The organism is Nonomuraea mangrovi, assembly GCF_042681425.1.
Classification (GTDB): Bacteria; Actinomycetota; Actinomycetes; order Streptosporangiales; family Streptosporangiaceae; genus Nonomuraea; species Nonomuraea mangrovi.
On the sequence record NZ_JBHUFV010000028.1, the window covers coordinates 17,679 to 38,824 of the forward strand.

Sequence of the window (21,146 nt, forward strand, 5' to 3'; positions counted from 1 at the left end):
ATGTTCAGGAGCCCGATGACGAGTGCACGCTGGGCGTCTGCGCGGACACGGTATTTCCGGTTGTACCTCGCACAGGGTGGGAGATGGCGCCGGGCAGGCTCAGGTGACGTGAACTCTGCGTGTCGTCACAGGTGGTCGGCGCGTGGTTGCACATATTGACAGACTCCAGAGGAAGTTGTTCCAAGTGAAGGCTCTCTATTGGGATCATTCCGGCATCGCCACTGCGCCGCAAGGTCTTCATGATGAATATTTACAGACTATGGAATAAAGTCCAGGAGGGCCGAGCGCCGCGCCGGCGCCGATCGTGAGGTACGGGCCGGCGTCAAGTATCGGCGTCCGGTCAGCACGGCCACCATGCACAGCATCCGGGCGACGCTTCGGCACGCGCTGAACATGGCCATCCAGGACCAGCTGATCGACTTCGACCCGCAGCAGCGCTGGAGATGCCGGCCAGGACCCGCCCCAAAGCGCTGGTGTGGACCAGAGACCGGGTTGCCGACTGGCGCGAGGGGTTTCGGGACTACCGCAGGGCGGAGAAGCTCCGGTGCGGAGGGCGGCGGGCCGATCCGATCGATGCCCACATCCGGGTGCCGCGCCCGTCTGCGGTGATGGTGTGGACGCCGGAACAGACCCGGCTGTTTCTGGAGGAAGTCAGTCGGCATCGGCTGTTCGCCCTGTGCCGGCTGATCACGCTTCGAGGACTGCGGCGTGGTGAGGCGTGCGGAACCGTCCTGACGGTAGCTCCGACGCCCCCAGGCGTGTCGTCGACGCACGGGTAGATCTCGACACCACGCCCGACACGGCGATCTGGGCGCTGAGCCTACGGGGAGGATGATCGCCTGGGGTGCGCATGCCGACTGCATCAGCGCCCTCGTACCCGGCCGGACGTCACCTGGCAGGCGCGTCCGCGACGCGTGGACGCTTTCATTCTGGAGTGTTCGCCTTTGGTGGCGTCTGGTGAGGACGCCAGACCGACGTTCACGAGAGGCTGGTTGTCGTCTTTCACTTCACCCAGGCCTGCGCGGCCGAGGAAGGCGGCGGCATCCAACCTGATCTGATCCGAGCAAGATGGCCACAGAGTACGGACCGAGCACGGCTGATCCGCCGATGCGTTCCATGCATCCATGACCCTGGGGTGTACGAGCCACATGGCCAACGTGGTGGACTACCAGGTCAGCCCTGTGCGATGAGCCTTTGATGCGTTCGCCCACAGGCTCTCGGGTCCGGGCACGTGTGAGGGCATCCGCAGCAGCACGACCGCGCCGTGCCGCCGGTAGCGGTCGGGCCACCGCTTGGCCGTGTTCACCGCCAGTTGGAAGCGTTCGGCGGCACGGCGCAGGAGCCACCCCTTGACGACACACACCTCGGTCAATGGCCGTTCATTGCGGCTTTTCGATTCTTGACGGGAGCCGGTCGCATGACGCGCCCCGGTCGGGGTATCGCACTTCCAGCCGGACAGACGCGCCACCACCACTTCCAGGGCATCGAGAGCCACTGGCCGGGGGAGTGGCGTGAACCCCGGCCGGAAGAGCGCGTCGGCGACGGTCCGCCGACGCGCCGGATCCACCGCTCTCCCCCGCCGTCCCGTCCGCCTCCGGCGGCGGTCTCGCGGCGGCGGCAATCCGGGATCGGCGCGCCCGCACAGGACGGGTCCGCCCCCGCGTCCGGACATCGGATGGCGTCCCGCGATCGCGAGAACTACCCAACGGGGAGCGGGTGGCGGCACGGCCACTCCGAAGTGACCAGGAGAGAAACCGGGGATGACGACCTCTCGCCGCCGCTCGGCGGCACGGCCACGGCGGCCCGTGATGCTGAGCACGCTCTTGCGGAGGCGCTCCTTTCCTGCAGGCACGCCGCGGCACCGGGTGCTGCGGCCGACCGTCCTGCTCGCGCTGGTGGCCCTGCTCTACGGCCTGGCGCAACTGACGCTGGTCTCCGCTCGCATGGGGATCGGGTGGGACGAGTCGGTCTACGCCAGCCAGTTCGCCGCGCACGCGCCGCCGGCGGAGTTCAGCGCGCCACGCGCCCAGGGGGTGCCGCTGCTGGTCACGCCCGTGGTGGCGCTCACCGACTCGGTCGTCATCCTGCGGATCTACCTCACCATGATCTCCTCTCTCGCTCTGTTCGGGGCCTTCCTGGTCTGGACGCGCGTGCGGACCGGTTACACGGCCCCGCTCGCGGCGTTGCTGTTCGCCGGTTGCTGGCTGTCCCTCTTCTACGGCAACGAGGCCATGCCCAACCTGTACGTTGCTCTCGGCGCGGTCGCCGCGACCGGATTCTTCGCCCTGGGTGGCCGGTCCAGAGCGGCGACGGCGGGCCTGGCCGGATCGATGGCCGCCGTGTCACTGATGCGCCCCTCCGACGCGCTGGTCATCGCCCTGCCGATGGCGGGCCTGGCGATCCTGACACGCCCGCGCCGGATCCGCTCGCTCATGGCCGTCCTGGTCGGGCTGGGCGTTGGATGGAGCGAGTGGCTGGTGGAAGCCAGCTTGAGATACGGCGGCATCGCCGCCCGGTGGCACGCGGCCGGAGCGGCCAACCGGACGGGCCTGACCATATCCGTCGTCGAGCACGCCCGCGCGCTGGACGGCCCCTCGCTGTGCCGGTGGGGAGTCGACTGCGGGGAGGTCTCCCCTCCCGCACTGATCTGGTGGCTCGCGATCCCGCTGATGACCATGGTCGGGCTCTGGTCGGCGTGGCGCGACCGCAGTCGCGGTCCACTTCTGCTGGCGACGGCGACCGGGCTGGTGATCGCCGCGCCGTACTTGTTCTACGTGGGCTACGCCGCTCCGCGCTTCCTCATGCCGACCTACGCGCTGCTGTCGCTTCCCCTCGCCGAGGGCGCGATCGGGCTGGTGCGCCGGGCACGCCCACCGCTGTGGCACGCCGCCGCGGGTTTCGTGGCCGCCGGCCTGCTCGCCCACTTCGCTCTCCAGGGCGCCTACGCCTTCCGCATGTCGACCATCACATACGAGAGTCGGGAGTGGGAACGCCTGGCCACCGAGGAGCTGTATCGGATGGGAGTGCGGGCCCCCTGCATGGTCTACGGCCAGTCGGGCGTCCAGGTTGGCTACATGCTCGGCTGCAGCTCACAGGGACTCATTCGGAGCTTTCCCGAGCAGCTGCCCCCACGGGCCAGTCAGGCCATGCAGCGGGGCCACCGGCTCGTCATGATCTACTCAAGCGCGCGACCGCCTCGCTACGCCACCGGCTGGCGGGCAGTGGAGCTGCCCGGCCGCTGGCGGGCGCGGTTCTCGCCGCAACGCTGAGCACCGCCGCAGCACCACTCTGGCGGTGCTGCGCCGCTCGCGCTTCCCCGGCGCGGGGCTCGGGAGACGAGGGCGCCGGCCGCGGCCAAGATGGCGCCGGCGGTCCGGAGTACGGTCGCGACAGCGGTCCGGCTTGCGGGATGCGGGTGGTGACGTCGAGCTTGGTGAGGAGGCGGCTGACGTAGATTTCGACGGTGGCCGGGCCGATATGCAGGTTGCGGGAGATACCAATGTTTGACAGGCCTTGGGCGACGAGGGTGAGGATGCCGGATTCTCGTTCGGTGAGATCGGTTCGTCATCGCACACGAGCCGGGCGCGATCATTATCGTGCAGTGACAGCGCGGTCAGGCCCTGCGGGTCCTGGGGACGGAGCAGCAGGCCTGACGGCACCGGCTGAAACGTTGGATCTGGCGCACGTTTCGTGATCGAAACGGCTCTTGTGTCGGGCGCCGGGTTACGGGTGTGTATGAACAGCTTCTCCCTCGTCGGGGGGAGTGAGACCACCCGGATAGGGGAGGTCCAGCCGTCGAAGATCGGAGACGGTGATCTCATGACGATCAAGTTGATGACCCCGACGCTGGCTGTACGTGATACCGAACAGCCAGTTCCGAGATGGGCGGTCTTCAGCGCCAATGCGATCCCTTTCCTGCTGCTTCCCCATTGCCTGTGGCGGCTGCCGTTCGCCTTCGACTTCGGGATGGGGATGGTCGATCCGAACGCGCCGGCATGGGTGTGGTGGGCCATTCCCTATGTCTTCGGGCTCAGCGTGGTGTCGGAGGCGGCGGCGCTCCTCTCCCTCGGTCTGGTGCGGGGATGGGGTGAGGTTGCGCCTGCCTGGCTCCCGATCGTTGGCGGGAGGCGCATCCCACCGTTGGCGGTGATCATCCCCTCCACTCTGGGCGGCTTGGCCGCGACCGCGATGTACGGAAGCACGTTGCTGACCTGGCTGAACGTCCCGGGATTCCATGGTTTGGGGTTTTCCAACGGCTGGTGGGAAGCGCTGGCGAACGTGTGCATCGCCCCTGGGATCTTGTGGGGCCCCTTGGTGTTGGCCCTGACCTACGCCTACTACGTGCGGCGTCGGAGGCCGAGACGTTAGTACAGCCCTCCTGCTCACGGCGTAACGCGAAGTCATCGATCACGAAATGTGGGCCAGAACCAGAATTGGCTCTGTCCCACTTTGCGTGATCACGCTTGGTCCCCAGGTAACGATTCGAGTGAGTCGATCTTCTGTGGCGATGGGCATCGCGATCATGCCGGATGGCGATCGCGGACGTGCTCTCGGTGTTGTTTCCGCACCTTGTGGGTGTGCAGGTGGAGCGGGTGTTCCTGGCCGGAAGTACGGTCCGGATCCGAACCAGCAGCGTGGATGTGGAAATGCCGTGTCCGGCGTGTGGCGTCTCTTCCGGACGGGTGCACAGCCGCTACGACCGCAGGTTGTCGGATCGGCCCATCGCGGGCCAGGAGGTACTGATCGGCCTGCGGGCACGCCGAATGTTCTGCGGCAACGCCGCCTGCACGAAGAAGACCTTCGCCGAGCAGATCCCGGGGCTGACGGTTCCGTACGGCCGGCGTGCTCCGGGCCTGGCGCAGGTTCTGCGGTCGATCGCGTTGGCGTTGGGTGGCAGGCCAGGTGCACGGCTGGCCACGCGATTGGCGGCGGCGGTGGGCAAGTCGACGCTGCTGCGGCTGCTACGCGCTCTGCCCGACCCGCAGTTCCCGACGCCCCGGGTGTCGGGGGTGGACGAATTCGCGTGGCGACGCGGGCACGTCTACGGGACGGTGCTGGTCAATGTGGAGACCGGGCGGCCGGTCGACCTGTTACCGGATCGCTCGGCCGAGTCGTTCGCGGCATGGCTGGACGCAGATCCAGGCGTGGAGGTGATCTGCCGAGATCGCGCCGGATGCTACGCCGAGGGCGGTCACCGCGGCGCACCGCTGGCCAAGCAGGTGGCGGATCGCTGGCACTTGCTCCATAACCTGACCGGCGCCGTCGAGCGCGCTGTCGCCCGCAACCGTCCTCACCTGCGCGAACCTCTTGCGGCGAAGGAGCCTGCCGCGGAGTCCGCCACCCCGTCCGGCGCGCCCGAAACGCTCGCTGACCGCATTCGCATGCCGAGGTTCACCAGGCCCTCCAGCGCGGCATGACCATCACTGAGATCAGCCGGGACCTGTGCATTTTTGGTGTCGATGCGGAGCTTGCCCGCCGGGGTGGTGCGCAGGTAGTGGTTGAGGCCAGGCTTGCCCCCGATCTTCCCGCGCAGCTCGCCGCGTTTGAACTCACTCAGCTGATCGGTGTCGTCGATCAAGTCGGCGAGCTGCGCGAGGAGTTGGTCACGCATGTGCTTGTCCCGCTCGGCGGTCTCGGGTTGTGGCAGATGACGAACCGTTCGACCTCGCTGATGCGCACCTCCTTGATGCGCATGTTGTCGCCGATCTCGGTGTAGCGGCCCTGCCGCGAGAGGGCGGCTTTCACCTCTGGCGAGCCGGACCGGAGTTTCTCGCCGATGATGTAGGAGTGATCGCCTTGCCGCAGGTAGCGGCGGTTGTCCGCCGAGGAGAAGCCCCGGTCCGCGACCCACACGATCTTCGATAGGGTCCAGTCCCGCATATCGTCCTTGATCTGCCGGATCACGACCTGGTCGGAGGCGTTGCCGGGCCAGCACCAGCAGCGGACTGGGATGCCGTCGCGGGTGACCGCCATGCCGATCACGATCTGCGGCAGGTCATCGCGGGAGTCCTTGGACTTGCCGTGCGTGCGGAACCCGGTCGGATCCACCCCCTCAGGCGGCTGCCGGCCCTCGGGGCAGTACCTCGCCACGCTCGGTGCGCCCGACCGGTTCGTCGGGCTCCTCCAACTCGAAGTAGGTGGAGGTGGTGTTGAAGAACAGCAGGTCGACCTCGAGATTCAACAGGTTGGCGACCTGGTCGAAGACCTGCTTCTCCAGATCGTCGCGGACCTCGTGCAGCCAGTCCATCGCCCGGTCGCAGGCCTGCTCGCCGATCTCGGCCAGGCCCTCGATATGCACGTCATGGCTGACCCAGTCCTGTACCGCTTCAGAATTCATCACGTGGTTCTGATCTGCGGTTTTGACCTCCAGCCAAGGCACGGGCAAGATCGCGGTCCGTGTCGGTTCGTCTGCTGTACCTGATTCTGACGCGGGTGCTTGGCTGGCTGGTGTTACTGGGACGGTCAGGCGTCCAAAGACGTCGAGATCATGGTGCTCCGGCATGAGGTGGCGGTGTTGAAGCGTCAGGTCGTCCGGCCGAAGCCGGACTGGGCCGATCGGGCGGTCCTGGCGGCCTTGGCCCGCTTCCTGCCGACGGTGCTGCGAGCACCTCGCCTGGTCACCCCGGGCACCTTCCTGGCTTGGCATCGTCGTTTGATCAAACGCTGGTGGACGTATCCCAGCGCCCTGGCCGTCCTGGAACGAGCAACGAGGTCCGGGATCTCGTCGTCCGTCTGGCACGCGAGAACCCGAGGTGGGGGTATCGGCGGGTACACGGTGAGCTGGTTCGCCTGGGGTTCCATGTCGGTGAAGCGACGGTGAGACGGATCCTGCGCTCGCGCCGATCCGGCCCGGCTTCCCGAAGCTTGGACGCCTCCTGGAGGAGGTTCCTGCGCCTGCGGGCGAAAGGGTTGTTGGCCTGCGATTTCTTCCACGTCGACACGGTCTTCTTGAAACGCCTGTACGTGTTGTTCGTGATGGGGTGGAGACGCGGCGCGTGCACGTCCTGGGTGTGACCACCCATCCAACAATCTGCTCATGAACCTCGGGCAGAGGGCCGGCTCGTTCCGGTTCCTCATCCGTGACCGGGATGCCAAGTTCACCGCCGTCTTCGATGAGATCTTCGCCGGCGAGGGTGTCGTGGTGCTTAAGACTCCGCCGCGGATGCCGCGAGCCAATTGCTAGCCCTGGCCACCGCAATGATCCTTGCCGCGCTGGAGGCCGGGGTAAAGCCCCGCTGCATGAGCGGCGATGAGGTCTACGGCCAAGATCCACGCCTGCCCGCGGCGCTGGAGGACGGCAGGTCGGCTACGTGCTTGCGCTCGCCGCCAACCGGAGGCTTGTCCTGGACGGGGTCGAGATGACCGCCGCCCTCGTTCGTGGCCGACCGGCATGTTATCGCGCCGGAGTGGGCGCCAAGGGCCCGCGCTGGTATGCCTGGGCCAGCATCGACCAAGCCGGCGGCGGGAGTTTGGCGCCGACCGTACCGGCCGAGCGGCAGGGGGCCGCAATTGAGCTTATAGCGCCGATAACCGAAAACGGGGTTCCTGCGGGACCGTACTGCCGCGCACTCTCGTGCTTACAGCAGAAGTCATCCACGCACATTCATCAAGGAGCCCCTTGTGACAACAGGGACGTTCAGCGTCAACGGCAGGACCTATGCGAAGCCTGAAAGCCCTGTCGTGGTGATCTGCATCGACGGCAGCGAACCCGACTATCACATCGAGGCCATGGCGGCTGGCCGGATGCCCTGGCTGAGCAAAGTCCTCGAATGGGACGGGTCCTCATGGCCCGCCCACTGCGCGATGCCCGCCCTCACCAACCCGAACAACCTGTCCATCGCGACGGGCCGCCCCCCGAGCGTGCACGGCATCAGCGGCAACTACATCTTCGACACAGAACTTGGTGAAGAAGTGCTGATGAACGACAAGCGCTTCCTGCGGGCGCCCACCATCTTCGCCGCGGCGAACGAGGCAGGACTCGACGTCGTCGTCGTGACCGCCAAGGACAAGCTCCGCAGGCTGCTGGGCGCGGGTCTCGTCGAGGAGGGGCCCGCCCTGGACGGCTCAGGCGAGTTCGTCGCACCGGCCAGGCGCGGAATCTGCTTCTCTGCGGAGAAGGCCGACCAGGCCACCGTCGAGGAGAACGGCATCGGCGATGTCCTGGCCCTGGTCGGCAAGCCGCTGCCGGACGTCTACTCGGCCGATCTGAGCGAGTTCGCGCTCGCCGCGGGTTTGGAGATCCTGGCGACTCGTGGCGCGGACCTGATGTACCTGTCGCTGACCGACTACATCCAGCACAAGAACGCACCCGGTACCGAGACGGCGAACGCCTTCTACGAGATGATCGACCGCTACGCCAGCAGGCTGGCCGAACTCGGCGCCACCATCGTGCTGACGGCCGACCACGGCATGAGCGCCAAGTCCGACGACGCAGGACTCCCGCGTGTGGTCTACGTCGAGGACGAGGCCCGCCGCATCCTCGGAATTCCCGCCGAGACGAACGACCTGCGGGTGATCCTGCCGATCACCGACCCGTACACCGTTCACCACGGCGCTCTGGGCTCCTTCGCGAGCCTCTACCTGCCGGAGGGCGCCGACTGTGAGGCCACCATCGCGGCACTGAGAGGCGTCGAGGGGATCCAGGAGGTGCACGGCCGCGGGGAGGCGGCCGCGCGTTACTCCTTGCCCGCCGACCGCATCGGGGACATTGTGATCCTCGCCGAGGCCGGCACCGCGCTCGGACGCTTCGCCGCCTGGCACGACCTCAGCGGGCTCGACGCGCCGCTGCGGTCCCATGGAGCTCTGGGTGAGCTCCAGATCCCGTTCCTGATCAACCGGCGCCTGTCCACGCCCGACCTGCTGGACGCCCCGTTCGGTGAGCCGGCCCGCATCCACAACTACGACGCCTTCTGGGTGGCCACGACGCTGGTCTCCCAGGAGGAAAACGCGACCTGACCGCGCAGCGGTCGCCATCGCCCGCCATCAAGCCGACACTTTCTAAGATTGGTTGAGAGACCATGTCGAACGTCGGAAATGTGATTCCCGGGATCCGGAATCCCGAGCCTCTGCCGGAGTCCGAGTACGCGCGACTCAAGTGGCGCATGCTCCTGGCCGCCATGTTCTGCTACTTCTTCTTCTACACGGGCAGGCAGACGTTTGGTTTCGCCATCCCGGGCCTTGAGGAGGACCTCGGTCTCAGCAAGGCCACGCTCGGTGCGATCAGCGGGATCCTGCTGTGGTCCTACGCCGCAGGCCAGATGATCAACGGCAATCTCGCCGACAAGTGGGGCGGCCGCCGCATGATGGCGGCCGGAGCCATCCTGTCCACCATCCTCAACTGGTTCACCAGCTTCTCCATCGGTCCGAAATCGCTGGGCTTCTTCTGGGGACTGAACGGCTACGCGCAGTCCCTCGGCTGGCCCTCCGGCGGACGGGTCATCTCCAACTGGTGGGCCCCGCACGAGCGCGGCAAGAGCTTCGGCTTCTACACGTTCGCCGCGGGCATGGCATCGGTCCTGGCCTTCGTCACCTCGACGATCGTGGTGGACACCCTCGACCTGGACTGGCAGTGGATCTTCCGGGTGCCGGTCCTGCTCATGCTCGTGGGTGGCGTCACCTTCTATCTGATCGCCAGGGACACTCCGGCGCAGGCCGGTGTCACCCCGCCTGCCAGCCACACCGCCACCGCGGCCGATAGGACGGCGGAATCCGCCGACCAGATCGCAGGCGAGACCTCGATCCAGCGCTACAAGGCCGTCCTGCGGAACCCGAAGATATGGTCGGCGGGCATCGCCATCGGATTTCAGAACACCGCCCGCTACGGGCTGCTGATCTGGGTCCCGGTCTACTTCCTCGGCGCGGACTGGAAGGAAGGCGCCGGCGGCATCAGCCCACTCTGGATCTCGGTCGCCCTTCCCGTGGGCATGGCGGTGGGCGCCCTGGTCAACGGTCAGATCTCCGACCGGCTGTTCGGGGCACGGCGGGACCGCCCCATCATCCTGTTCATGCTGCTGGGCGCGGTGATGGCCCTCACCATGTACCTCGCGCCGTTGAGCACGACGTCCGGCATCGTCGTCCTGTTCCTCACCGGCTTCTTCGTGTACGGCCCGCAGTCGTCCTTCTGGGCACTCTGCCCCGATATCGCGGGCAAGCGCATGGCCGGCACGGCGACCGGTGCGGTCAACTGCTTCGCCTACATCTTCGCCGGCGCGGCCGAGCCGATGATCGGCGGTCTGATGGACGCCACAGGCAACACCAGTCTCATCTTCCCCGTCGTGGCCGTGGCATGCGGATGCAGCGCCCTGGTCGCCCTCACTATCCGACGCTAGGAGGTACAGAGATGACCGAACTCAGCAGCGGGGCACTCCGAGTACGTGAGGCCCTAGGCGCGACAGCCGCGATCTGGGCGGGGCCGGACAACGGCTTCACGGTGAAGCCGCAGCCGTTGCCCCGGCTGATGCCCGGGGAGGTGCTCGTCAGGGTGGAGCTGGCCACCATCTGCGGCAGCGACCTGCACACCATCGCCGGTGACCGGCCCACCCCGCTCCCCACGGTGCTGGGGCACGAGGCGGTCGGCACCGTCGAGGCCGTGGGCAGCGCGGCATACACCGTCTACGGGAAGCCGCTGCTTCCAGGGCAACGCATCACCTGGACGATCGGGACCTCTTGTGGCTCCTGCCGACGCTGCCAGCGCGGCGTTCCGCAGAAGTGCGAGGGCGTCCGCAAATACGGTCACGAGGCCATTACGGACGCGTGGCGGCTCAACGGGGGTTTTGCGACACACTGCCACCTCGTCGCGGGCACCGGTCTGATGCCCGTGCCTGCCTCACTCCCCGCCGAAGTCGCGGCACCGGCGAACTGCGCCACCGCCACGGTCGTGTGCGCGGCGCGGCGCGCCGAGCTCACGGCCGGCGACTCGGTGGCCGTGATCGGCTGCGGGATGCTGGGACTCACCGCCGTGGCGTTCGCCCGTGACCTCGGGGCCGAGCACGTCATCGCGTGTGACGTCGACGCCGGCCGCAGGGACCTCGCGCTGAAGTTCGGCGCCACGGTGGCCTGCTCGCCAGGCGACCTCGAGGCCGCAGCAAAGGACCTCGGCGCGGATGTCGTCTTCGAACTCTCGGGCAACAGCCTGGCCGTGCAGTCGGCCCTGGACATCGTCGGGCTGGACGGGCGCGTGGCACTGGTCGGCTCCGTGTCACCGGGACCGAAGGTGAGTTTCGAGCCCAACGCCTTCGTGCGCAACCTGTCCCACGTGATCGGCAGCCACAACTACACCGTCCACGACCTGGCCGAAGCCGTCGACTTCCTCATGCGCACCCCGAAGCAGGACCTGTTCGCCGCACTCGTTCCCGCCTCGTTCCCGCTCTCGGACATCGACGCCGCTGTCGCCATGGCGCGCACCGGGACCGCTCCCCGGATCGCCGTGCGCATGGACTGACCAGCTCGCAACCCTTCATCTCTTACGGAGTCCCACATGGCGCAGCCGAGTCCCGACCATCTGCTCAACCACATCGACGGCCGATGGGTGCCGTCACAGACCGGTGCGGTTCGACCGAACCTCAACCCCGCCAACACCGACGACGTCATCGGGGAGTTCACCGAGTCGGGCGCGAAGGACGCCACCGCCGCCGTCGACGCCGCGACCGCCGCCCACCGCGAGTGGGACGTGATCGGCCCGATCGAGCGGGCCAAAGCCCTTACCGTCGCCGCGCGGCTGATAGGGGAGCGGCGCGACGAGTTCGCCGAGGCGATCACCCGGGAGCAGGGCAAACGCCTGTCCGAGAGCAAGGGCGAGGTGTCCCGCTCGCTGGCCATCCTGGACTTCACGATCGGGGAGGCCCGCCGGATCAACGGCGTCACCACTCCCGCCGAGGAGCCCCGCACCCTGGCGATGACCTTCCGGCGGCCGCTCGGCGTCGTAGGCCTCATCACACCCTGGAACTTCCCTGTGGCCATCCCCATGTGGAAGGTCGCTCCCGCCCTGGTGGCAGGCTGTACGGCGGTGCTCAAGCCGTCGCCGCTGACTCCGTGGACCTCCGCTCTGCTGGTGCAGGCCTTCGCCGACGCGGGCCTGCCGCCGGGCGTGCTCAACCTGGTGCAGGGCGACCGTGGTCCCGGCGAGGCGCTGGTCGCTGACCCGCGCGTGGCCGGCATCTCCTTCACAGGCTCCCTGCCCGTGGGCCAGGCGATCAACCGGGCCGGCGCAGGCAGGCTGATGCGCACCCAACTCGAGCTGGGAGGCAAGAACGCGCTGATCGTCCTGGCTGACGCCGACGTCGACGCGGCTGTCGACGCCATCGTCCACGGCGCGTTCGGGCAGAGCGGGCAGCGCTGCAGCGCCACCAGCCGGGTCATCGTCGACCGGTCCGTACGGGACAAGCTCCTCAACATCCTGCTTCCGCGGGTTCAGGCCATGCGGATCGGGCGCGGTGACCAGGAGTGGGCGGACATCGGCCCTGTGGTCAACGACGAGCGGCTGCGCGCCTGCCTGGCGGCGGTGGAAGGTGCGGTCGCAGCGGGTGCGTGGGTCGCCTGCGGCGGGAAGGAGGCCACGCTCGACACCCCTGGCTATTTCGTCGAGCCGACCGTTCTGACCGATGTCGCGTGGGACAGCGAGATCGCCCAGGAGGAGGTCTTCGGGCCGGTGCTCTCCGTCATCGACTGTGAGGGTTACGAGGACGCCATGCGCATCTCGAACTCGGTGAAGTACGGAATGTCGGGCACGATCTTCACTCAGAACCCGTCCCTGATGTTCCAGGCCCTCCACGACTTCCAGGCGGGCATGCTGCACGTGAACCGTCCCGGTGTGGGCGCGTACTCGCACTTGCCGCACATGGGGGCGAAGGCCTCCCAACTCGGCGCTCCCGAATGCTCGCCTGACGTCTGGGACTTCTACACCGACCTCAGGTCCGCCTGCATCAGGTACTGAACGGCCAGGCCGTCAGGCGGGCCACACGGCGACGGTCCGGACGAGTTCGACGAACGCCTCCTCCGGCGGGGTGAGGACACGGTCGATCCGTCTGACGAGGGAAACGGTTCGGGTCGGGGGAGCCGGGATAATGGTCAGGGCGGCCAGGATCCCGGATTTGGTCTCCTGTCTGATGGCGTGCTCGGACAGGAGCGAGATGCCGAGTCCCTGGCTTACCGCCTGCTTGAGTGTGTCGGGGCCCCACATGTCCCACTGCTCGGCGGTCTCCAGTCCCCATGTCCGCAGCGCGTACTCCTGGAGCCGCCGGCTGGCCGATCCGCTCTCGCGCATGAGGAAGCGCTGATCGGCCAGGTCGGAGGGGGTCAGCGCCCGTCCCACGAGGGGGGAGTCCGGTTCGGCCACAAGCACCATGGACTCTTCGAACATCCCCTGCGTCAGTAGTTGTTCATCGCGCGGAGTATCGGCGCACAGGCCGAGCGCGACCTCTCCGCGCAGCAGCCAGGACTCGACCGCCTCTTCGTTGCCTACCCGGATCTGGCAGCTGACCTTGGGCGCTCGCAGGGAGAAGTCGGCGAGGAGGCGAGGCAGGAGGTAGGTGCCGAGAGTGGTCGTGCCCGCCACCACCAGATTGCCACCTTCCAGCCCGCGGTAGTCGGCGATGGCCCGATCGAGGGAGTCCAGGACCTCGAACACCCTGCGCGCGTGCTCGACCACGACCTCACCTGCGGGAGTGGGGCGTGCGCCAAGGCTGGTGCGGTGGACGAGCTGGACTCCGAGGGAGCGCTCCAGGTTCCTGATGTGGTTCGACACGGCCGGCTGGCTCATGAAGAGCGACTTGGCCGCCCCTGAGAAGCCTTTGGACTCGACCACTTTCGCCAGGACTTCCAGCTGGTTCAAGGTCACCATGCTGCGAACCTCCTCGTGCTCAGAGCTCGCCGATTGTTCTAGGTGTACTGCATCGCCCTGGTCGCCGAGTGGTGTTGCGACGGCCTGGAGATCACCTGCTGTCATTTTCGAGGTACGGCGGGCGATTGCCGACCCATGCTCCGCGACGGCCAAGAAGGCGCAGCTGACGCCCATTGACCAGCGCCTCCCCGACCATGCCGACGGAGGCGTCAATGTCCGCCGGTGAAGCGGAAACAGGTGTACTGCTTGGGCTCAACCGGTCGTCGCAACACCGGCTTCCTGGACTGAGCGGCCACCCTCTGATGGCCGGGATCGACCACTAGGAGCCGTGCTTGCCCAGGCGGTAGGCGCGATGCGCGGTGCCGCCGAAGATCTCGGCGGTCTCGGCCGCCGTGAGATGGCGGGTCAGCTCCTCGCCGGCGGAGACGACCTCGGCATAGGACGCCTGGAGCAGACAGACCGGCCAGTCCGAGCCAAACATGATCCGCTTCGGTCCGTACGCCTCGATCACCACCTCGGTGTAGGGGCGCAGATCCTCGATGCGCCATTGCTTCTTCGCCTCGGTCACCATGCCGGACAGTTTGCAGAAGACGTTCGGCTCGGCGGCGAGCTCACCGATGAGCGATGCCCACGGCTCCAGCTCGCCGGTGGCGATCGCGGGTTTCGACAGATGGTCCAGGACGAAGGTCAGGTCGGAAAGCGCCCGCGCGGTGGTGATCGCTGCGGGCAGCTGGCGAGGCAGTGTCAGCAGGTCGTAGGCCAAGCCGGTCTCGGCGACCGCCCCGAGCCCGCGCCGCACGTCCGGCCGGTTCAGCCAGTCGTCGTCGGGCTCTCCTTGGACGAGATGACGGATCCCGACGAGCAGTTCGCCTCCGGGGCCTTCACACAGAGAGGCGAGCGTTTCGGGCAGCTGCGGGTCGGTCAGATCGGCCCAGCCGACCACTCCGGCCACGAGTTCGGTCGCCGCGGCGGTCGCGAGGAATTCCCTGGTCTCGGTCACGTCCGGCAGCACTTGGACGAGGATCGTCTTGTCGATTCCGGCGCCCTTCGTCTCCGGGGCGAGGTCCTCGGGTGTGAAATCGCGACGGATCCGGGTGGTCTCCGGGCCATCGAGCCAGGGTTGGGGTCGTCGGGCCAGTTCCCAGAAGTGCTGGTGGGCGTCGATCCTCATGGCGCCTCTTTGAGGTCGGCCCGCGCCTCGGAGTCTCCTCGCAGGTGCTCGCGGAGCCACTGCTCGGTGGTGCTCACGTGCATCAGCGCCGCCGCTTGGGCGAGCGGAGCGTCACCGGCGGCGAGCGCGGCGTAGATCGCCTCGTGCTCGTACAAGGTGCGTCCGGCCGCGGCGTCGTCGACCATTCCGCGCCAGATCCTCGCTCGCAGGGTGCGTCCTGAGATGCCGTCGAGCAGGGTGGCCAAGGTGGTGTTGCCGGTCGCCGAGGCGACCGCCTGGTGGAACGCCGCATCATGCTGGTTGAGCAGTTCGACGTCGTCGCTGGCTTCGCGCATCGCAATCAGGTGACTTTCCACGACGACCAGCTCCGACGCCGTGATCCGGCTGGCGGCGAGGCCGGTGGCGATCGGCTCGAACAGCCTGCGCACCTCGGTCAGCTCCAGAAGCGTGTCGCCGTGCAGCAGTTCGACCGCGGCGCCGAGCCCTTCGAACAGGAGCGCGGGATCGAGGCTGGTCACATAGGTCCCGTCGCCCCTCCGAATCTCCAGGACTCTGGCAACGACCAGTGCCCTGACCGCCTCCCTCATGAGATTCCTCGACAGCCCGAGTTCGGCGGCGAGTTGCGGCTCAGGCGGCAGCTTCGAGCCTGCTGGAAGCTCTCCGGAAAGGATCATCTCCCGGATGCGGGTGATGGCCTTGTCGGTCAGTGACATCGGTCCTCCTTCGGTCCGAAGGCTATCAGGACATCCCATGTCTACGGAAGTCGATTAATGGGATGTCTCCTGGTGCTGCGGCTGCAGGCCTATCGGATCTCAAGTCCGTTACCTGCGATTTCTCGCGTTTGCTGGCTAGAGGGTAGACAGCGCGACAAGTGCGGAGCTATACATACATCCCATCCATTTGGAGTGGTGTCGTGTTCCCGCCCCATGTGGATCTGTCTCCGCCCTGCCTTTGGGACCAGCATGAGGAAGTACCGAATGAGGCTCAGAACCGCCCTCTTCTCCACCGCCTCCGCTCTCTCCGCACTGGCGCTGCTCAGCGCCTGCGGCAGCGCTTCCGGCACCGGAACCACGTCGGCCGACGGCCCGCTGGTCGGCGTCGACTACCCCCGCTCCGATACCGACTTCTGGAACTCCTACATCAAGTACACGCCCGACTACGCCAAGCAGCTTGGCCTCTCCCTCAAGACGACCAACTCGCAGAACGAGGTTGCCAAGCTCACGGCCAACGTGCAGACCTTCATCAGCCAGGGCGTCAAGGGTGTGGCCATGGCCCCGCAGGACACCGCCGCCATCGCGCCGACACTTGACCAGCTCAAAGCGAAGAAGATCCCGGTCGTCACCGTCGACACGCGCCCCGACAACGGCGACGTCTTCATGGTCGTCCGGGCCGACAACCGGGCCTACGGCGAGAAGGCTTGCAAGTACCTCGGCTCCAAGCTCGGCGGCAAGGGCAAGGTCGTGATGCTTCAGGGCGGCCTCGACTCGATCAACGGTCGGGACCGCACCGAGGCCTTCAACGAGTGCATGAAGGCGAACTACCCCGGCATCACGGTGTTCGGCGAGGCCACCAACTGGGACGGCGCCGTCGCCGCGCAGAAGCTCCAGACTGATCTGACGGCCAACCCTGACATCAAGGGCATCTACATGCAGTCCAGCTTCGCGCTGGCCGGCACCCTGCAGCTCCTCAAACAGCGCGGCCTGCTCGTCCCGCCGACCGACCCCAAGCACGTGTTCGTGGTCTCCAACGACGGCATCCCCGAAGAGCTCAAGTCCATCGCCGACGGCAAGATCGACGCGACGGTTTCGCAGCCGGCCGACCTGTACGCCAAGTACGCCCTGTATTACCTGAAGGCCGCCATCGACGGTAAAACCTTCCAGCCCGGCAAGACCGACCACGACAGCACGATCATCCAGGTTCGGCCCGGCCTGCTGGAGGACCAACTGTCCGCGCCGCTGGTCACCGCCGACGGAGGGACCTACGACGGCGTCCCCAGCCTCAAGAGCACCGACACCTCCCTGTGGGGCAACAACCTCGGCTGACAACGCGCCGGGTCGCTCGAAGGCCCGGCCCCGGTCCGCAACCACGAACGAAAGCAAGGCGGTAGAGATGAGCGACGGGGAGCGAGCAGCCCACCCCGCGCCTGGCCCGACTGACGACGGGTGGGCTGCGAGCAGTCCACCCGTCGTCGAGGCGATGGGCGTAGTCAAACGATTCGGTCCGACGGTGGCCCTCGACGGCGCTTGGATCACCATCAGGCCCGGCGAGACCCACGCGCTCGTCGGCCGCAACGGCGCTGGCAAATCCACCCTCGTGAACGTCATCACCGGTCTCCTCGGCCCGGACGAGGGAACGCTGACCTTCGACGGCAAGCCGGCACCACGGCTCACCGACCGAGACGCCTGGCGGCAGCGCGTGGCCTGCGTCTACCAGAAATCGACGATCATTCCCACTCTGACCGTCGGCGAGAACCTCTTCCTGAACCGGTGCGACCACGGTCGCGGCCGGCTCATCGACTGGCGCGGCACCCGGCGCCGCGCCGAGGACCTGCTGTCGGCATGGTCGGTGGAGGTCGCCCCGGGAACCCTCGCGGGCGACCTCAGCGTCGAGCAGCGGCAGTTCGTCGAGATCGCCCGTGCGCTGTCCTTCGGCGCCCGGTTCATCATCCTCGACGAACCCACCGCCCAGCTCGACGGAACCGCGATCAACCGGCTCTTCGACCGGATCCGCGACCTGCAGGCCCAGGGCGTCACCTTCCTGTTCATCAGCCACCACCTGCAGGAGATCTACGAGATCTGCGACATGGTCACGGTGTTCCGGGACGCCAGGCACATCGTGACCTCCCCCGTCGCGGAGCTGTCCCGCACCGAACTCGTCGCCGCCATGACGGGCGAGACGGCGGTGGTCCTGGGCGGCGAACGGGTGAGCTCACTGGACGCCGACGCCACGGCCGCGCTGAGCGTCCAAGATCTGAGCGGCAGCGCGTACGCCGACATCACCTTCCAGGTGGGCGCCGGAGAGATCGTCGGGCTCGCGGGGGCCGCGGGCAGCGGACGCACGGAGGTCGCCGAGACCGTGGTGGGGCTGCGGGCCGCCGACAGCGGCAAGGTGGAGATCGCCGGAAGCCGGCCGCGGCCGGGAAGCGTACCCGCCGCACTCGCCGCCGGCGCGGGCTTCGTCCCGCAGGACCGGCACCACCAGGGCTACGTGCCCGCCATGTCGATCGCGGACAACTCCACGTTGTCGGTGCCCGCCCGCCTCGGCCGAGGCGGCTTCATCAGCAACCGGCGCCGAAATCTACTGGCCGAGACCTCGATCGAAAAACTTGAGATCAAAACACCCGGCCCCGAGCTGCCCGTCTCCGCGCTGTCGGGGGGCAACCAGCAGAAGGTCGTCATGGCCCGCGCCCTCGCCGACGAACCCCGGCTGCTGGTCCTGATCAACCCGACCGCAGGCGTGGACGTGCGCTCCAAGGAGTTCCTCCTCGGCAAGGTCGAGGAGACGGCGGAGACCGGCACGGGCGTGCTCATCGCCTCCGACGAACTCGACGACCTGCGGTTGTGCGACCGGGTCCTGGTGATGTTCCAGGGCCGAGTAACGACAGAGACCCGCCGCGGCTGGCACGACCACGACCTTGTGGCCGCGATGGAAGGAATGACCCTCAATGCCGAGAACCATGACTGACAACGACATCGCGAACGCGCCCGCCTCCTCGGCCGTACGTCCGCCCACCAAGGGGAAGGGGCTGATCGGCGGCCGGATTCCTCTCGCCAGGCTCCGCGACCTCGCGCTCGTCCCGCCCATCGTGGGCATCGCGATCGTCGGCCAGATCGTCAGCCCGGTCTTCCTGCAGACAGACAACCTCATCAACGTCATGCAGACCATGTCCGAGATCGCCCTGCTGGTTCTCGCGCAGACGATGATCCTGATCGTCAAGAAGATGGACCTGTCGATGGAGTCGACCATGGGCCTTGCGCCCGGCGTTGCGGCCTGGCTCGTGGTACCGATCGGTGCCGGCCACGGACTCGGCCTGCTCCCCGGCGGCTGGGCCATCCCGGTCACCCTCGCCGTGGGCGTACTCATCGGCGTGATCAACGCCCTGCTGATCATCCGCTTCGGCCTCAACGGATTCATCGTCACGCTCGGCATGCTGATCGTGCTGCGCGGCGTCCTCACCGGCGTCTCGGGCGGCCAGACCTTCTTCCAACTGCCGTCGTCGATGCTGTATCTGGGTTCCGCCGTCTGGTTCGGGGTGCCGGCCTCCATCTGGATCTGCCTAGTGCTGTTCGCGGCCGCCATCGTCGTCCTCGGCTGGACCAACTTCGGCCGCTCGCTGTACGCCATCGGCGGCAACGTCGATGCGGCGAAGGCGGCCGGCATCCGCACCGACCGGGTACTGGCGATCGTGATCGTGACCGGCAGCCTGCTTGCCGCACTCGCCGGGCTGCTGCTGTCCGGTCGACTCGCCTCCGTCGCGTCCGCGCAGGGCAACGGCTACATCTTTACCGTCTTCGCCGCCGCCGTCATCGGCGGGATCAGCCTCAACGGCGGCAAGGGGACCATGTTCGGTGCGTTCAGCGGCATCCTGCTGCTGTTCATGATCCAGAACGTGCTCACTCTCGGCGGCGTCCCTGCCCAGTGGATCGGCGCCCTCAACGGGCTGATCATCCTGGCCGCGCTGACCATCTCGCGCATCACGGGCGGCAAGGCTCAGGAATGACCCCGCGGCACATGCCGCGCCTTCGCCGTCCCCTTGATCAACCTCGGGCAGACCGTTCCCGCCCGATCCCATAGGAGCCACCGTCATGTCCTCTGCTGCGCCCGTATCCGCCCGCATCACCGCCCTGGACGTCCTCGACGTGCGTTTCCCCACGTCGGAGCACCTGGACGGGTCCGACGCGATGAATCCCGAACCTGACTACTCCGCTGCCTACGTCATCTTGCGCACCGACGCCACGGATGGGCTGGAGGGCCACGCGCTGGCCTTCACCACCGGCCGCGGCAACAACGTGCAGGCGGCAGCCATCGCGGCCCTGGCCTCCCACGTGGTGGGCCTGTCCGTCGAGGAGATCTGCGCCGACCTCGGCGCGTTCTCCCGCTCCCTCGTCCACGACCCGCAGCTGCGCTGGCTGGGGCCGGAGAAGGGCGTCATTCACATGGCGACAGGCGCGGTCGTCAACGCCGCCTGGGACCTGGCCGCCAAGCGCGCCGGCAAGCCGGTCTGGCGGTTCCTCAGCGAGATGTCGCCTGAGGAGCTCGTCGGTCAGGTCGACTTCCGCTGGCTGAGCGACGCCCTCACCTCCCAGGAGGCGCTGGACATCCTGCGGCGCGCGGAACCCGGCCGCCAGAAGCGCATCGCGCGCCTGCTGGAGCGCGGCTACCCCGCCTACACCACCACCCCCGGCTGGCTCGGATACTCCGACGAGAAGCTCGCCCGACTGTCCCGCGAGGCCGTGGCCGACGGCTTCGCCCTGATCAAGCTGAAGGTCGGAGCCTCCCTGGACGACGACATCCGGCGCATGCGCACCGCCCGCGAGGCGGTCGGCGACGGCGTCCGCATCGCCGTGGACGCCAACCAGAGATGGGACGTCGCCGAGGCGATCCAGTGGATGCGTGAGCTGGCCCCCTACCGGCCGTACTGGATCGAGGAGCCGACCTCGCCCGACGACATCCTCGGCCACGCCGCCGTCCGTGAGGCGCTCAGCCCCATCAAGGTCGCCACTGGCGAACACGTCGCCAACCGGGTCGTCTTCAAGCAACTCCTCCAGGCCGGCGCCGTCGACATCGTGCAGATCGACGCGGCACGGGTCGGCGGGGTCAACGAGAACATCGCGATCCTGCTGCTCGCCGCGAAGTTCGGGGTGCCGGTGTGCCCGCACGCCGGTGGCGTGGGCCTGTGCGAGATGGTGCAGCACCTGTCGATGTTCGACTACGTCGCGGTATCCGGCACGGTCGAGGACCGCGTCATCGAATACGTCGATCACCTGCACGAACACTTCGTCGACCCGGTACGCATCGGTGAGGGCCACTACCTCGCGCCGGCCCTTCCCGGGCTTGGAGCCGAGATGCACCAGGCGTCCCTCAAGGAATACGCCTACCCCGACGGCCCCGTGTGGTCCGCCCGCCTCTGACGAACGG

The 21,146-nt window shown here is 67.6% G+C and carries 16 protein-coding genes and 4 pseudogenes; 14 read left to right on the top strand and 6 right to left on the bottom strand.

Annotation, left to right across the window (positions count from 1 at the left end; genetic code table 11):
* Nucleotides 1–1,270: 1,270 nt before the first annotated feature.
* Nucleotides 1,271–1,372 (bottom strand): annotated as a pseudogene (locus ACFSKW_RS54945) (IS481 family transposase); the annotation flags it as partial.
* Nucleotides 1,373–1,808: 436 nt separating this feature from the next.
* Here ACFSKW_RS54945 and ACFSKW_RS17870 point away from each other — a divergent pair.
* A complete protein-coding gene (locus ACFSKW_RS17870) occupies nucleotides 1,809–3,269 on the top strand; it encodes a hypothetical protein (protein WP_379573383.1) in 1,461 nt (486 codons plus the stop codon).
* On the opposite strand, the pseudogene ACFSKW_RS17875 reads toward ACFSKW_RS17870, so the two are convergent.
* Nucleotides 3,169–3,543 (bottom strand): annotated as a pseudogene (locus tag ACFSKW_RS17875) (helix-turn-helix domain-containing protein); the annotation flags it as partial. The gene ACFSKW_RS17870 and the pseudogene ACFSKW_RS17875 sit on opposite strands and share 101 nt — an antisense overlap.
* A gap of 276 nt (nucleotides 3,544–3,819) precedes the next feature.
* Here ACFSKW_RS17875 and ACFSKW_RS17880 point away from each other — a divergent pair.
* Nucleotides 3,820–4,368, top strand: a complete 549-nt coding sequence (locus ACFSKW_RS17880; RefSeq protein WP_379573384.1) for a hypothetical protein — start codon at nucleotides 3,820–3,822, stop codon at nucleotides 4,366–4,368.
* Nucleotides 4,369–4,529: 161 nt separating this feature from the next.
* The gene (locus ACFSKW_RS17885; protein ID WP_379573385.1) at nucleotides 4,530–5,417 is read left to right on the top strand and encodes an ISL3 family transposase; all 888 of its coding nucleotides are present in this window, start codon (nucleotides 4,530–4,532) and stop codon (nucleotides 5,415–5,417) included.
* Between the two features lie 8 nt (nucleotides 5,418–5,425).
* On the opposite strand, the pseudogene ACFSKW_RS54995 reads toward ACFSKW_RS17885, so the two are convergent.
* Nucleotides 5,426–6,325: pseudogene (locus ACFSKW_RS54995) on the bottom strand (IS1634 family transposase); the annotation flags it as partial.
* A 341-nt stretch (nucleotides 6,326–6,666) separates the two neighbouring features.
* On the opposite strand from ACFSKW_RS54995, the gene ACFSKW_RS17900 reads away from it, so the two are divergent.
* From ACFSKW_RS17900 to ACFSKW_RS17925, 7 genes and pseudogenes are all read left to right on the top strand, one after another.
* Nucleotides 6,667–7,014, top strand: coding sequence for a helix-turn-helix domain-containing protein (locus tag ACFSKW_RS17900; protein ID WP_379573408.1), 348 nt, complete (start codon nucleotides 6,667–6,669; stop codon nucleotides 7,012–7,014).
* A gap of 22 nt (nucleotides 7,015–7,036) precedes the next feature.
* Nucleotides 7,037–7,183, top strand: coding sequence for a hypothetical protein (locus tag ACFSKW_RS17905; protein ID WP_379573388.1), 147 nt, complete (start codon nucleotides 7,037–7,039; stop codon nucleotides 7,181–7,183).
* Nucleotides 7,183–7,442: pseudogene (locus ACFSKW_RS55000) on the top strand (IS701 family transposase); the annotation flags it as partial. The gene ACFSKW_RS17905 and the pseudogene ACFSKW_RS55000, both read left to right, overlap by 1 nt.
* Nucleotides 7,443–7,620: 178 nt before the next feature.
* Complete coding sequence (gene phnA, locus ACFSKW_RS17910; RefSeq protein ID WP_379573389.1) at nucleotides 7,621–8,955, top strand: phosphonoacetate hydrolase; 1,335 nt, start codon at nucleotides 7,621–7,623, stop codon at nucleotides 8,953–8,955.
* A gap of 80 nt (nucleotides 8,956–9,035) precedes the next feature.
* Nucleotides 9,036–10,328 (top strand): MFS transporter, encoded by a 1,293-nt coding sequence (locus tag ACFSKW_RS17915; protein ID WP_379573390.1) that lies wholly within the window; start codon nucleotides 9,036–9,038, stop codon nucleotides 10,326–10,328.
* Between the two features lie 11 nt (nucleotides 10,329–10,339).
* Nucleotides 10,340–11,440 (top strand): zinc-binding dehydrogenase, encoded by a 1,101-nt coding sequence (locus tag ACFSKW_RS17920; RefSeq protein ID WP_379573391.1) that lies wholly within the window; start codon nucleotides 10,340–10,342, stop codon nucleotides 11,438–11,440.
* Between the two features lie 36 nt (nucleotides 11,441–11,476).
* The gene (locus ACFSKW_RS17925; protein ID WP_379573392.1) at nucleotides 11,477–12,931 is read left to right on the top strand and encodes an aldehyde dehydrogenase family protein; all 1,455 of its coding nucleotides are present in this window, start codon (nucleotides 11,477–11,479) and stop codon (nucleotides 12,929–12,931) included.
* A gap of 12 nt (nucleotides 12,932–12,943) precedes the next feature.
* Here ACFSKW_RS17925 and ACFSKW_RS17930 read toward each other — a convergent pair whose 3' ends face one another.
* From ACFSKW_RS17930 to ACFSKW_RS17940, 3 genes are all read right to left on the bottom strand, one after another.
* Nucleotides 12,944–13,837 (bottom strand): LysR substrate-binding domain-containing protein, encoded by an 894-nt coding sequence (locus ACFSKW_RS17930; protein WP_379573393.1) that lies wholly within the window; start codon nucleotides 13,835–13,837, stop codon nucleotides 12,944–12,946.
* 319 nt (nucleotides 13,838–14,156) lie between these two features.
* Nucleotides 14,157–15,008 carry an amidohydrolase family protein gene (locus ACFSKW_RS17935; RefSeq protein WP_379573394.1) on the bottom strand — a complete coding sequence of 284 codons (852 nt, stop codon included), beginning with the start codon at nucleotides 15,006–15,008 and terminating at the stop codon, nucleotides 14,157–14,159.
* Nucleotides 15,005–15,721 (bottom strand): FadR/GntR family transcriptional regulator, encoded by a 717-nt coding sequence (locus ACFSKW_RS17940; RefSeq protein ID WP_379573395.1) that lies wholly within the window; start codon nucleotides 15,719–15,721, stop codon nucleotides 15,005–15,007. The genes ACFSKW_RS17935 and ACFSKW_RS17940 overlap by 4 nt, the downstream gene beginning before the upstream one ends.
* 264 nt (nucleotides 15,722–15,985) lie before the next feature.
* On the opposite strand from ACFSKW_RS17940, the gene ACFSKW_RS17945 reads away from it, so the two are divergent.
* The 4 genes from ACFSKW_RS17945 (at nucleotide 15,986) to ACFSKW_RS17960 (ending at nucleotide 21,139) form a co-directional block, all read left to right on the top strand.
* The gene (locus ACFSKW_RS17945) at nucleotides 15,986–17,050 is read left to right on the top strand and encodes a sugar ABC transporter substrate-binding protein (protein ID WP_379573396.1); all 1,065 of its coding nucleotides are present in this window, start codon (nucleotides 15,986–15,988) and stop codon (nucleotides 17,048–17,050) included.
* Nucleotides 17,051–17,234: 184 nt separating this feature from the next.
* Entirely contained in the window at nucleotides 17,235–18,692 is a 1,458-nt protein-coding gene (locus ACFSKW_RS17950; protein ID WP_379573397.1) for a sugar ABC transporter ATP-binding protein, read from the top strand.
* A 121-nt stretch (nucleotides 18,693–18,813) separates the two neighbouring features.
* On the top strand, nucleotides 18,814–19,728 hold the full coding sequence (locus tag ACFSKW_RS17955) for an ABC transporter permease (RefSeq protein ID WP_379573398.1): 915 nt from the start codon (nucleotides 18,814–18,816) through the stop codon (nucleotides 19,726–19,728).
* Nucleotides 19,729–19,813: 85 nt separating this feature from the next.
* A complete protein-coding gene (locus ACFSKW_RS17960) occupies nucleotides 19,814–21,139 on the top strand; it encodes an L-fuconate dehydratase (RefSeq protein ID WP_379573399.1) in 1,326 nt (441 codons plus the stop codon).
* The last annotated feature ends 7 nt before the right edge of the window (nucleotides 21,140–21,146 follow it).